The sequence below is a fragment of the Thioclava electrotropha genome (genome assembly GCF_002085925.2).
Lineage (GTDB): Bacteria > Pseudomonadota > Alphaproteobacteria > Rhodobacterales > Rhodobacteraceae > Thioclava > Thioclava electrotropha.
In genome coordinates, this window is the sequence record NZ_CP053562.1 from 2,973,933 (window position 1) to 2,987,153 (window position 13,221).

At 64.9% G+C, this 13,221-nt stretch carries 12 protein-coding genes; 5 read left to right on the forward strand and 7 right to left on the reverse strand.

Annotated features, from left to right (window positions below; all coding sequences use genetic code 11):
- Positions 1-172 precede the first annotated feature (172 nt).
- From AKL02_RS14185 to AKL02_RS14200, 4 genes are all read right to left on the reverse strand, one after another.
- Complete coding sequence (locus AKL02_RS14185) at positions 173-982, reverse strand: COG3904 family protein (RefSeq protein WP_083078199.1); 810 nt, start codon at positions 980-982, stop codon at positions 173-175.
- 3 nt (positions 983-985) lie between these two features.
- A complete protein-coding gene (locus tag AKL02_RS14190) occupies positions 986-2,302 on the reverse strand; it encodes a hypothetical protein (RefSeq protein ID WP_083078200.1) in 1,317 nt (438 codons plus the stop codon).
- A gap of 220 nt (positions 2,303-2,522) precedes the next feature.
- Entirely contained in the window at positions 2,523-3,302 is a 780-nt protein-coding gene (locus AKL02_RS14195) for a DUF4394 domain-containing protein (RefSeq protein WP_108722384.1), read from the reverse strand.
- A gap of 178 nt (positions 3,303-3,480) precedes the next feature.
- The gene (locus AKL02_RS14200; protein ID WP_083078202.1) at positions 3,481-3,978 is read right to left on the reverse strand and encodes a lactoylglutathione lyase family protein; all 498 of its coding nucleotides are present in this window, start codon (positions 3,976-3,978) and stop codon (positions 3,481-3,483) included.
- Positions 3,979-4,080: 102 nt separating this feature from the next.
- On the opposite strand from AKL02_RS14200, the gene AKL02_RS14205 reads away from it, so the two are divergent.
- The 5 genes from AKL02_RS14205 (at position 4,081) to AKL02_RS14225 (ending at position 10,003) form a co-directional block, all read left to right on the forward strand.
- Complete coding sequence (locus tag AKL02_RS14205; protein ID WP_083078203.1) at positions 4,081-4,968, forward strand: LysR family transcriptional regulator; 888 nt, start codon at positions 4,081-4,083, stop codon at positions 4,966-4,968.
- A 143-nt stretch (positions 4,969-5,111) separates the two neighbouring features.
- Positions 5,112-5,666 (forward strand): sigma-70 family RNA polymerase sigma factor, encoded by a 555-nt coding sequence (locus tag AKL02_RS14210; protein ID WP_078601669.1) that lies wholly within the window; start codon positions 5,112-5,114, stop codon positions 5,664-5,666.
- Entirely contained in the window at positions 5,663-6,394 is a 732-nt protein-coding gene (locus AKL02_RS14215) for an anti-sigma factor (protein WP_083078204.1), read from the forward strand. Before AKL02_RS14210 ends, AKL02_RS14215 begins: the two co-directional genes overlap by 4 nt.
- Before the next feature lie 130 nt (positions 6,395-6,524).
- Positions 6,525-8,819 carry an arginine/lysine/ornithine decarboxylase gene (locus AKL02_RS14220; RefSeq protein ID WP_083078205.1) on the forward strand — a complete coding sequence of 765 codons (2,295 nt, stop codon included), beginning with the start codon at positions 6,525-6,527 and terminating at the stop codon, positions 8,817-8,819.
- Between the two features lie 107 nt (positions 8,820-8,926).
- A complete protein-coding gene (locus AKL02_RS14225) occupies positions 8,927-10,003 on the forward strand; it encodes an alcohol dehydrogenase family protein (RefSeq protein ID WP_232621629.1) in 1,077 nt (358 codons plus the stop codon).
- 76 nt (positions 10,004-10,079) lie between these two features.
- On the opposite strand, the gene AKL02_RS14230 is transcribed toward AKL02_RS14225, so the two are convergent.
- The 3 genes from AKL02_RS14230 to istA form a co-directional block, all read right to left on the reverse strand.
- The gene (locus tag AKL02_RS14230; RefSeq protein WP_078520220.1) at positions 10,080-10,385 is read right to left on the reverse strand and encodes a DUF4342 domain-containing protein; all 306 of its coding nucleotides are present in this window, start codon (positions 10,383-10,385) and stop codon (positions 10,080-10,082) included.
- A gap of 439 nt (positions 10,386-10,824) precedes the next feature.
- Positions 10,825-11,586 (reverse strand): IS21-like element helper ATPase IstB, encoded by a 762-nt coding sequence (istB, locus tag AKL02_RS14235; protein ID WP_198453192.1) that lies wholly within the window; start codon positions 11,584-11,586, stop codon positions 10,825-10,827.
- Positions 11,583-13,079 carry an IS21 family transposase gene (istA, locus tag AKL02_RS14240; protein ID WP_198453302.1) on the reverse strand — a complete coding sequence of 499 codons (1,497 nt, stop codon included), beginning with the start codon at positions 13,077-13,079 and terminating at the stop codon, positions 11,583-11,585. The genes istB and istA overlap by 4 nt, the downstream gene beginning before the upstream one ends.
- Between the last annotated feature and the right edge of the window lie 142 nt (positions 13,080-13,221).

The window sequence follows — 13,221 nt, forward strand, 5'->3', positions numbered from 1 at the left end:
TTTGTTGTGTCGGATCACGCACTGCAAACGCCAGCACAAAATCGCGATGGCCTCTCTACTCGGCTAAATCCTGCCGTCAACCGGAAGTAGACGAAGTTTTCGTGTTCAGGCGCAGAGGCGGGCCCGGATCGCAGGTTGACCCAGCGTCGTCAGCCGGTATCGCCGCGCCGGATCACTCGAGCATCGCCGTCGCGAGCTGGCTGTCGAGAAGCTCTTCGGGCAGCAGGATGTAGATATCTTCCGGCGGGGTCGTCAGCGAGTAGATCATCACGCCGGGATCGACGCCCATGTCGATCAGATATTCCATCGTCCGCCCCTGCCCGCGCTGGATTTCCTCGACCGCGAAATAGGCGGGCATGTAGAGGTTCTCGTCGTAATAGTGCTGGTGCATCCCGACATATCCGTCGGGCGAGACGCGGCGCTCCTGTCCGGAGGCGAGAATATATGGACAGGCCGACATGCAGGCCATGCCGGGCAGAATCACGGTGTTCTTCTCGGCCTCGCGCAGGACGCGGCCAATCGCCAGTGCCTCACTCACTTCGCCGCCGGGGCTGCTGAGTGCGATCGTCGCCGGGGCCTTCTCGGGCGCGTCGCCTTCGGTGAGACCCGCGAGATAGGTTTCCAGCCGATCCGCATCGCCCGGCGCGATGGCCCCGTTTAGCAGCAGCACCGAGCCGATGCCCTCGACCTCTTCGCGCTCGAAGGTCAGCCGGTCGGGATAGTTCGACGGCAGTTCGATCCCCGGCGGCAGCGCGGGCGCATCGCGGCGCGGCGTCGGGCGCGCGGGATCGAAGCGGCGGCGCTGATCGCCCGGCGCGACCGGCGTGGTCATCTCCGGCACGGCGGAGGGCGGCTGCGGGCGATAGCGCCCCAGCCAGTCGCCCGCGATCATCACCACGGCGATGCCGACCTGCACCAGCAACACGACGCGCAGCCATCGGCGCACGTCGAACCGGTCAAAGCGCGGAAGCGACAGGCGCATCGCTCAGCTCTCCGCAGGGCGCGGCGGCGGATCCGCGGGCGCAGGCGGATCGACTTTCTCGGAGACCCGCTTGAGCATCTCGGCATCCGCGCCACTCATCGTCTGCTCGACATCGCGCATCGCGTTCAGCGCGGCTTTCAGATCGGCCAGAGTCAGCGTCTCCTCGATCGGCAGCCCGTCCCGGCCCGAACGGATCGCGGCCTGCGTCACCGCCAGCACGAAGACCAGCACGGCGGGCAGCAGGTCGATCGCAATTGCCCCGGCCCAGGAAGGCACGAAACTGCCCGCGTAACGGATCACGGCCTCGGCGCTGGTGATCGGGTTATAGGCGGTCTGGATCGGCGGTTCGCGGGCCAGAACCTCGTCGGCGGCGCGCTCCAACGTGCGGCCCCGCTGATCGAGCGCCTCCAGCACGGAATCGATGGTCGAGCTTTGCGCATCGCGGACATTGGTCGTGCGCCCGTCCAGTTCCGGCAGCACGACCGACGCCGGCAGATCCTGCGCCGCCCGCGCCACCAGCGGCGCGACAGACAGCTGATCAAGCCGCGCGATCACGCCCGCCAGCCGCACGCTTTGCTCGGCAAATTCGACCGAGCGTTTCTCCACCGGGCCGGGCGCCACGATCAGCGCGCGCATCCGCCCGAGGATCTGGTTGCCGGTCTCGAAGGAGTCGTCGATCAGCGGCTGCTGCGCGCGGATCTGCTCTTCGAGATTGGCCAGTTCCTCGGTCTTCTGGGTCAGAACACGGAACACCGCACCCCGCCCTGCGGTGCCCGAGAGCTGGCCCGATTGCTCCTGATCCGCCAGCGCCTCGAAGGCGGCACGCGCACGTTCGACCTCGCGGCCCAGCGCCTGCGCCGAGAGCGCGATGTCATGGGCCTGCTCCAGCGCGGACTGGTAGTCGCGCACAGTGGTGTCCAGATGCTGCTCTACCGCCGCCGACCCCGCCAGCGCCGCCGCATTGAGCCAACTCGACATCGCGACAATGGCCAGAGAGCCCACGATGGTCGAGACCGTCAGCCCCAGAAAGCCGCTCGCCGTGCGCATCGCGGGCAAAAGCCGCAGCATGTAGCTCCAGAAGACGAAAATCCCGACCGAGACGGCGATGGAATAGGCCAGTGCCGCGAAGAAGCTCATCGCGCCGTTATCCTCGAGGATCGAGGACACGCCGAGATAGGTATAGATCCCCGAGGCGATCGCCAGCACGCCCAGCGCCGCCGGTGTGATCGTGTCGAGCCAGGCAAGATGGCCCTCCAACTCCTTCGCGGTGCGCAGACCCTTGGTCTCGGCCGCGCTCAGTCTCTTGGTGGGTTCGGTCATCTGGGGCTCGCCCTTCTCGAAATTGGGATCGGGAATTGATCACAATTGGGGCACGGCACGGTGAATTTTAAGGGTTTGGAAAGAATAGTTTACTTCAGCCTGCGCCTACGCGCGCCCGCTTGCGGCGGTTTCGCGCGTGATCTGCGCCCGAATTGGTGAGGCCACCCGGGGGACTCCGGGTGGCCTCGTCTTGACGAACCGGCCACAACCGGCGCCCCACTTACATCGCCGGCAGGATGGTCAAGTCACGGATGTCGCCGCCGGCCCCTTCGACCATGCCCTTGCCCATCGCCTCACCACTCTCGAGGTCGACGGTGTAGAGCATGTTCCCGGTGGCGAGCCACGCCGTGTTTTTCATGTCTTCGGTGGTCTGGATGTCGAACGCATAGCCCTCGCCCGGCATGTCGATGCCGAACTTGCCGATGGCGGCGAGCGTGCCGTCATTGGGCGAGGTCTGCTGGATCAGCGCGACGATGGTGGAATCCACGTCATACATCGCGGTACTGTCGGGCATCCCGTAGCTGTTGGCATAGGCAGCGGCAGCGATCGCCGGGGCCTCGCCTGCATGCATGTCCTTTTCCTCATAAGCGAGGCTGCCATCGACGGTCACTTCGCCGGTTTCCACGTTCACGCGGTGATTGGTGGTGCCCGACATGAAGCGCAGCTTGTCGGCCTTCGGGTTGAAATCGACGATCACCGGCCCGTCCACGGGCAGCATCTTGTCCATCTGCGAGACTTTCGTCGCAGCGCCGCTTTCCATGTCGATCGTATAGAGCGCCTGATCGGCATCCACCGCGACCAACGTCTTGTTCGACGGGCGCAGATCGATCCCGTGCAGCTTCGCGGTGCCGGTGACATCCATCGTGCCGGTGACTTCGAGCGTGTCGGTATCGAACATCACGAGCGTCTTGTCGCCCACGAGGCCGATGGCCGAGGCCGCCAAGGCGCCGCTTGCGCCCATTGCGGTGACAAGAGCGGTCGAGAGGGTCAGTTTCAGCATGGTAATTCCTTTCGTTTCCCTGTTCGCGGCAAGCGCCTTTCGCGCCGTCCATGCCCCCTAGACCCGGCCAGATGCGGATCGGATGCAGGAAATCGAAATTTTTTCTGCGAGGTCGTGCGATGTCCCAGCGGCAGCAGGCGAGACACCGGCCCCGCAACAACGGGACCGGTGTAAGAGATCAGACGTAAGCGCCTGCCGAATAGGTCAGATCATAGCTGTGGCTGCAGATCTCGAAGACGATGCCGAACGGGTCTTCGACATAGACCATGCGGTAGGGCTTGGAGCCGGGGAAGTATTCCCGGATCGGCATCCGCTGCCGCCCGCCGGCCTCGACGATGCGCTGGGTCACCCCTTCCACATCCGGGTCCTGCACGGCGAAATGGAAGGTGCCGTGGCGCTTGTGTTCGAGCTTGTCTTCGGGCGCGTAATTGCCGGGGAATTCGAAAATTTCGATACCGATCCCATCCGCGGTCGACAGATGTGCGATCCGCAGCGAGCCCCAACCGGGCCCGAACACATCGGTGCACATCACGCCAATGGCGCTGTCGTCCTCCACGGCCTCGGAGGGTTCCATCACGACGTAGAACCCGAGAACCTCGGAATAGAACGTCACGGCGGCCTCAAGGTCGGGGACCGACAGGCCGATATGGGAGAAGGTGCGCGGGGTGGTTGCCATCTCAAGGCTCCTTTCAGGTTGCGATGACAGCGATATGGATTGTCATACCCCTCATGTGAAATTATCATATTTCATCCGAACAATAACAATCCGTTATCCCTCATGCTGAACGCAACTTGGCTCGAAACCTTCACCGCGCTATGCGAAGTGGGGCATTTCACCCGCGCCGCGGAGCGGTTGCACATGACCCAGCCGGGCGTGAGCCAGCACCTCAAGAAGCTGGAAGCTCAGGTCGGACAAAAGCTGATCACGTGGCAGGGCAAGAGCTTCACGCTGACCCCGGCGGGCGAGGCGGTTTTCGCGCTCGGCCTGTCGCGGCGGGCCGAAGAGAAACGCCTGCGCGATGCGATCGAAACCGACGATCGCGATGCGGGGCCGGTGCATATCGCCTGCTCAGGCAGTTTTGCGATGCTACTCTACCCGATCCTGCTGGAATGGATGCAAAGCGCGCCCGCGCTGAGCGTCCATCTGCAGGCCGCGCCACAGGCGGATATTCTGGCGGGACTGCTGGAGGGGCGGTTCGACCTCGGTGTGCTCGGCTCGGACCCGGATCACGCGCGGCTCGAGGCGCAGCATATCGGGCGCGAAGAGTTGTGCCTCCTGCTGCCTGCCGGGGCCGCGCCGCCCGCCACCTTCGCCGATCTCGACGCGCACGGCTTCATCGCCCATCCAGACGGCTACGCCTATGCCGACGACCTACTGAAGCTGAACTTCCCCGAGGACTATCCCGGCGCCGACCGGCTGCGCCTGCGCGGCTCGGTCAATCAGATCGGGCAGATCCCCGCCCCGGTGGCCAACGGGATCGGCTACACCCTCCTGCCGCGCAGTGGGGTCCAGGCCTTTGCGGACAAGGCGCAGCTCTCTGTCGCCCCTCTACCGAAGCGTCGCTGGCACGAGCTGTGGCTGGCCTCCCGACGCGGGCGCAGCGCCCCGGCGCGGGTGCTCCATACGCAAGAGATGATCGTCCAAGCCGCGCGGCAACTGCGCTGAGCGCCACGCTTTTCGACCGAAATCCAAGATTATTTTCATCCAATCGACTGTTTCGCGGGTCTAGAGCTTGGAAACGGGAGAAAATCGTGAAGAACTTGGTCCGGGAGAGACCGCCGCGCGGCAGGCGGAACATGGGAGCGTTTATGACGAAAGCGGAAAGCTGCCCCGTTGCGCAGGCGCTGCACGAGTGCGCCGAGGGCGATGCGGGCGCGCTTGAGCGGTTGGTGGCGCTGGAAGGCGGGCGCATGCTGGGCGTGGCCAAGCGCATCCTGGGCCGTACCGATCTGGCCGAGGAAGCCTTGCAGGAGGCGCTGGTGCGCATCTGGCGCAAGGCCGGGCAATTCAGCGGCAATCCCGGCTCGGCCAAGGGCTGGGTCTATACCGTCCTGCGCAGCCGCTGCCTGAACATTCTGCGCGACGGCAAACGGCTGAGCCTGCTCTCGCCCGAGGAATTGGGGGCGTTGCAGGATGCGCGCGAGCAAAGCGTGCCCGAAGAGGGCTGGCAGATGCTCGCAGGCTCCAGCCGCCTGCGCGACTGCCTGGAGGCGCTCGACCCCGCCAGCCGCCATTCGATCCTGCTCGCCCATGTCGGCGGGTTCAGCCATGGCGAGATCGCCGCGCGCCAGTCGGTGCCGTTGGGCACGGCGAAAAGCTGGATCCGGCGCGGATTGGCCAGCCTGAGGGAGTGCCTGTCATGAGCCTGAACCGGACCGACCTCAACGCCATCGCAGATGATTACGTCCTTGGCCTGCTTGGGGAGACCGAGGCCGAGTTGTTCGAGGAACTGCTGGCGCGCGACCCTGCGCTGGAGGCCCGCGTGGCGGTGCTGCGCGACGGGTTGCTCCCGCTCGACCTCTCGGCGCCCAAGGCCGACCTGCCGGATGATTTCATGGATCGCCTGCGCGAACGCATCGCGGCGGAACCTGCACGCGAAGACGCGGCCCCACGGGGGGTGACGATCACGCCGGTCACACCGCAAGCCGACAACCTGCCGCAAGCCCCGCGCACAAAGCGGCGCTGGTTGATCGCGGCAGGGATCATCGGCCTCGCGGTGGGACTGGGCACTGGCACGCTGCGCCCGACTCCGGAGCCGCGCGTGGTCGCCGTTCTGATGAATGCATCGGGCGAGCCGCAGGCCGTGATCGAGGATTACGGCAATCGCGACGCCAAGATTCGCTTCGTGGCCGATGTGACGCTGCCCTCGGACAAAACGATCCAGGCCTGGACCCTTCCTTCGCCGGAGACGGGCCCGGTGTCGCTCGGCACGCTCGACCGGGTGGCGCCTGCAGTGTTGACCGGGCCAGACCTGCCCGCTCCCGCACCGCAGCAGCTCTACGAGATCACGCTCGAACCCGCGGGCGGCTCGCCCACAGGGCGCCCGACCGGCCCGATCCTCGGCAAGGGCTTCGCCCATATCCAGAGCTGATCCGGCCTTGCCCGTGCGGGAGGGTCTCCCGCACGGGCTTGACCTTGCCTATATTCGGCTGAAATGAACAGGGCGCGGCGCACGCGCCCCATTCGCCCGACCCCGATAGGCCCGAGAGAGGACCCCCCTGATGAAATTTCGCTTCCCGATTGTCATCATCGACGAGGATTTTCGCTCCGAGAATACCTCCGGTCTCGGCATCCGGGCACTCGCGCAAGCCATCGAGGCCGACGGGTTCGAAGTGCTCGGAGTCACGAGCTACGGCGACCTGTCGCAATTCGCCCAACAGCAAAGCCGCGCCTCGGCCTTCGTGCTGGCGATCGACGACGAGGAATTCTCCTCCGGTCCCGAACTGGACCCGGCGGTCGAGAAGCTGCGCGCCTTCATTGAGGAAGTGCGCTGGAAAAACGCCGATGTGCCGATCTTCCTGCATGGCGAGACCAAGACCTCGCGCCACCTGCCCAACGACATCCTGCGCGAGCTGCACGGCTTCATTCACATGTTCGAGGATACGCCGGAATTCGTCGCCAAGCACATCATCCGCGAGGCGAAAAGCTATCTCGAAAGCATCCAGCCGCCCTTCTTCAAGCAGCTGCTGGACTATGCCGAGGACGGCTCCTATTCGTGGCACTGCCCGGGCCATTCCGGCGGCGTCGCCTTCCTGAAATCGCCAATCGGGCAGATGTATCACCAGTTCTACGGTGAAAACATGCTGCGCGCCGATGTCTGCAACGCGGTGGAGGAGCTGGGCCAACTGCTCGATCATAACGGCGCGATCGGCGCGTCCGAGCGCAATGCCGCGCGGATCTTCAACTCCGATCACTGCTTTTTCGTGACCAATGGCACCTCGACCTCGAACAAGATGGTCTGGCACCACACGGTCGCGCCGGGCGATGTGGTCGTCGTGGACCGCAACTGCCACAAATCGATCCTGCACGCGATCATCATGACCGGCGCGATCCCGGTCTTCCTCAAGCCCACGCGCAACCACTGGGGCATCATCGGCCCGATCCAGCGCTCGGAATTCGAACCCGAGGCGATCCGTGCCAAGATGAAGGCGAACCCGCTACTGGCCGATTACGACACCGACAATGTCCAGCCCCGGATCATGACGCTGACGCAGTCGACCTATGACGGCGTGCTCTACAATACCGAAGTCATCAAGGGGATGCTCGACGGCTGGGTCGACAACCTGCATTTCGACGAGGCGTGGATCCCCCATGCCGCCTTCCACCCGTTCTACGGCCAGTATCACGCGATGGGCCGCAAGCGCGAGCGCACGACCAAGTCGATCACCTATGCGACGCAATCGGTGCACAAACTGCTCGCCGGGATTTCGCAGGCGAGCCATGTGCTCGTGCAGGACAGCAAGGAAGAGAAGCTCGACCGGCATCTCTTCAACGAGAGCTACCTGATGCACACCTCGACCAGCCCGCAATATTCGATCATCGCAAGCTGCGATGTGGCGGCGGCGATGATGGAGCCGCCGGGCGGCACCGCGCTGGTAGAGGAAAGCATCGTCGAAGCGCTCGATTTCCGCCGCGCGATGGTGAAGGTCGAAGAGGAATACGGCCCCGAGGACTGGTGGTTCCAGGTCTGGGGTCCGACTGATTTCCGCGCCGATGGCGACGGGATGGCCGCGACCCGCGACTGGGTTCTCAAGAAAACCGATGCCGAGGGCGTCGAAACCACCGGCTCGGATAGCTGGCACGGCTTTGGCGACATGGCGCCGGGCTTCAACATGCTCGACCCGATCAAGGCCACGATCATCACCCCCGGCCTCGATATCGAAGGGCGCTTCGACGACAGCGGCATCCCCGCCTCGATCGTGTCGAAATACCTCGCCGAGCATGGCGTCGTGGTCGAGAAGACCGGGCTTTACAGCTTCTTCATCCTGTTCACGATCGGCATCACCAAGGGCCGCTGGAACACGCTGCTGGCCGCGCTCCAGCAGTTCAAGGACCATTACGACAAGAACCAGCCGCTATGGCGCGTGATGCCGGAATTCTCGGCGAAATTCCCGCGCTACGAGCGCATGGGGCTGAAGGATCTCAGCCAGCACGTCCATTCGCTTTACGCGAAATACGACGTCGCGCGGCTCTCGACCGAGATCTACCTGACCGATCATCACCCCGAGATGACCCCGTCGGAGGCGTTTTCGCATATCGCGCGGCGCAAAACCGAGCGCGTCTCCATCGACGAGCTGGAGGGCCGGATCACGACGAGCCTCGTGACCCCCTACCCGCCGGGCATTCCGCTGCTGATCCCGGGCGAGGTCTTCAATGCGAAGATCGTGGATTACCTGCGCTTCAACCGCGAATTCGCCCGCGAATGCCCCGGCTTCGAGACCGATATCCACGGGCTCGTGACGGAGACGGGCGAGGACGGCCAGACGTATTACTTCGCGGATTGCGTGGCGCGCTAAGGCGGGCCCGATCAAACTTCGAGGCTCAATGTCAGGGCGCGGCTCGGTTTATCCCGACCGCGCCCTAACTCATTCCTCAGACGGATCGGTTTCGAGAGGAAAGCAGCATGAGCGACACGCCGAAGGGTACGATGATGGCCGTGGTCACGACGGGAACGGGCGGCTACGAGCGGCTCGACTACCGCGAGGTCGCGATGCCCGAACCGGGGCCCGGCGAGGTGCTGCTGCAGGTGCTCGCGGCGGGCATCAACAATACCGACATCAACACCCGGCTGGGCTGGTATTCTTCTGACGTCAAATCCGGCACGCAGGACTCGCCCGAGGAGGCGGAACACGCCGATGGCGGCTGGAGCGGGGCCACTCCCTTCCCTCTGATCCAAGGCACCGATTGCTGCGGCCGGGTCGTCGCGGTGGGCGACGGTGGCGATGCGGCTCTGATCGGCACCCGCGTTCTGGTGCGCTCCTGCATGCGCGAGAAAGATTTCTCCTCAATGGACACGGTCTGGCTCGGCTCCAATTTCGACGGGGCCTTCGCCCAATATGTGAAAGTGCCCGCGGACGAAGTCTTCGCCATCGACAGCGACTGGAGCGACGCCGAACTCGCCACCCTGCCCTGCGCCTACGGCACCGCCGAGAACATGATCCACCGCGCAGGCGTCACCGCGCGCGAGCGCGTGCTGGTGCCCGGCGCCTCGGGCGGCGTGGGCTCGGCGTTGATCCAGCTCCTCAAACGGCGCGGCGCGGAAGTCGTTGCCATCACCGGCGCCGCCAAGCGCGAGAGGGTGCTGGAGATCGGCGCGGATCAGGTGCTCTGCCGCGAGGACGATCCCGTAGCGGCGATCGGCGAGAACAGCGTGGACGTGGTGATCGACAACGTCGCCGGGCCGGGATTCGGCACGATGCTGAAACTGCTCCGACGCGGCGGGCGCTATGCCTCATCGGGCGCGATTGCCGGACCGGTCGTGGAGCTCGACATGCGCGACCTGTATCTCAAGGACATCACCCTGATCGGCTGCACCGCATGGGACGAGCCCATCTTCGGCAACCTGATCTCCTATGTCGAGAATGGCGAAATCCGGCCCCTGCTGGCCGCCACCTACCCGCTCGATCAGATCGTCGAGGCGCAAAAAGTGTTTCAGGAAAAACACCACGCCGGGAAGATCGTGCTGATCCCGGCGTCCTGAGGCGTTGGATCCGGATATCCGGGTTGGGAGCGCAAGCCCCACGCTGATGGCGCTCCCGCTCCGCCCGGCCCGGGGCCTACTCGTCCTTCTTATCGTCGTCGCCGGGTTCCTCGACCCGCTCGATTTCGACCTTCACGCGGGTGGCCAATCCGGCGATCACGCCGAGGACGGCCAGCCAAGGCGCGGCGAGCACCACGACCCCGCTGACGACGAGGCTGAGATTGAGGGGCGCCTCGACGAAGGGGTCCCCGCCGGCGGAGCTGATACGCAGCTGGCGCACGCTCCCCTCCTGCGCCAATTCCTTGACGCGATCGACGAGTTGGTTGCCAGCGACCTCGATTTCTTCCCAAACGGTGCGCTCGGGCTTCTTGTCGTCTTCCATGGAACTCTTCCTCTCGAATTGTGGGTAAACACGGAGGTGTTGTCGCAGCGCGCGTGCCGCACACCGCTAGCGCGCCATTCGCTGCGCAGATGGAAAGAAACACGATTCCACAGCCCGCGCCTTGATCTTCGTCAGGCGCGGGAAAGGGCCGCTGCGGCGCGCGCTCGGGCAAAAGCCGAGTTCACACCGCAACGGCCAGAAGGTGCTGTGACGCCGATTAGCCCCGATCAGACCGCAGGTTTGCGGTGCAGCGTGCCCTGCTCATAGGCATGTCAACGGCGGAGCAAAAACCGGCCACGGGGCGGAGCAAAAGTCTGCCACCAGAGAGGGCATGGGATTGAAGCGGAGGGAACGCTTCGCGCCCCGGCAACTGCGCTTTTCAGATAGCTGGCGGCTGCCGGGGCGCTTTGGCCCAGCGGGCCAAACCTGAACGATGTGATCAGGTGTCGGCGCTGTTTCGGGCGCGGCTTTGGGCAAGCCGATAGCTGTCGCCGTTCATCTCGAGGATGTGGACATGGTGGGTGAGCCGGTCGAGCAGAGCGCCGGTCAGGCGCTCGGAGCCGAAGGTTTCGGTCCATTCGTCGAAGGGCAGATTGCTGGTGATCATGGTGGCGCCCCGCTCGTAGCGCTGCGAGATCAGTTCGAACAGCAGCTCGGCGCCGGTCTTGCTCAGAGGCACGAAGCCCAGCTCGTCGATGATCAGGAGCTTGTATCCGACCATCTGTTTTTGCAGGCGTAGCAAGCGGCGCTCGTCGCGGGCCTCCATCAGCTCGTGGACCAATGCGGCGGCGGTGGTGAAGCCGACGGAAAGGCCCTTCTGGCAGGCGGCCAGTCCAAGGCCCAAGGCGACATGGGTCTTGCCGGTGCCGCTCGGGCCGAGGGCAATGACATTCTCGCGCCGCTCGATCCATTCCCCGCGGGCGAGTTCCAGCACCTGCATCTTATTGAGCTTGGGGATCGCCTTGAAGTCGAAGCTGTCGAGGCTTTTGGTCGCCGGGAACTTCGCCGCCTTGATGCGGCGCTCGACCATCCGCCGTTCGCGGTCGATCAGTTCGAGTTCCACCAGGCGCGCCAGGAAGCGAACGTGGTCCTGCCCCTCCGCGGCGCACTGGCGCGCGAGCTTGTCGTATTCCCTCAGGAAGGTCGGCAGCTTGAGCGTCTTCAGATGATGGGCGAGCAGGAGGTCGGGCGCGTCGGTCATCGGGCCTCCTCCGAGATCAAGCACATGTAGCTGGCCGCCGAGGTCTTTCCGACCTCGGCCCGCGGCAGGTAGGGATAGACGTCGAGGTCGAGCTTCGGCGGTCGCTTCTCGACCTGACACAGCACCAGATGCTTGACGGCGTCGAAGCCGATGGCTCCCATGCGCAGGGCCGTCTTCACGGCGGCTTGCACATCGTCGAGCTCGAAGGCCTCCAGCAGCCGCAGGACCTGGACGAACTCACGCCGCCCCGCCTTGAGCATGCGTGCTTCCATCAGGCGGCGCAGGGTTGCGAACTCGGGCGGCAGCTCCCAGCCTGTCAGCGGCGCGGCCTGGTCCAGGGCATTGATCTTCTTCTCGATCAGCGGAAGGTAGTGGAGCGGGTCGAAGACGACATCCTCGCGCTCATAGCTGCGCGGATGGCGCGCGATCAGATCGCCGCCGCAGCCGATCGCCACCTCGTCGACATAGCCGCGCAGCCAGACATCGCGGTGGCCGTAGGCGACCGGCACGGAATAGTCGTTGGTCTTGTAACGCACCAGCGCCTGCGAGGTGACCCGCCCGCTCGCCTGATCGCAGGCATCGAAAGGGGCTGGCGGCAGCGCCGACATCACCTCGAGATCCCGGTCAAGGCGCGTGCCGATCGTCTCGGTATGGCCGCGCAGAACATCGCCCTGACGCTTGCGGCATTGTTCTTCCAGCCAGGCGTTGAAGGCCTCCCAGGAGGGGAAGCGCGGCACCGGCACCATGAAGTTGCGCCGGGCATAGCCCACCAGCCCCTCGACGCTGCCTTTGTCGTTCCCTTTGCCGGGACGGCCATAGCGGTCACGGAGCAGGTAATGTGACAGGAACCCGCTGAACAGCCTGGCCCGCTTGCGGGTGCCATCCGGCAGGATCTGTGCCACCAGGCACCTGTCGTTGTCGTAGAGCACCGACACCGGCACCCGACCGAAGAAGCCGAAGGCGTGAACATGCCCGTCGACCCAGGCCTCGGAGGTCGCAGCCGGATAGGCCCGGATATAGCAGGCATCGCTATGTGGCAGGTCGAAGGCGAAGAAATGCGCCTTCTGCTCGACACCATCAATGATGACCATCGCTTCGCCAAAGTCGGCCTGGGCATGCCCGGGCGCATGGGCCAGCGGCACGAACATCTCGCGACCGCGCCGGTCATCCTCACGAATGTAATCCTTCACGATCGTGTAGCCGCCGGTGAAGCCGTGTTCGTCCCGGAGCCGCTCGAACACCCGCTTGGCGGTGTGCCGCTGTTTGCGCGGGACGCCGCGGTCCTCTTCCAGCCAGGCGTTGATGATCTCGGTGAAACCATCCAGCTTCGGGCGCTTGATCGGCGCCTTGCGCCGGTAGCCCGGCGGAACCGAATACGCCAACATCTTCTGCACGCTGTCGCGTGAAATCCCGAAGTGACGCGCCGCCTCGCGCTGGCTCATCCCCTCGGCGCAGGCAAGTCGAACCTTGCGATACAAGTCCACGGTGAAAATCCTCCCGCCCTCCCGTCGCCAGAAAGGGCAAAAGTGGCCGACTTTTACGCCGCCCGCAGCCGGATCATCCCGCCGCTACCGTGGCCGACTATTGCGCCGCCGTTCTCACGGTCAGAGGCTCCTTCGCCCCCAGTGCCATCTT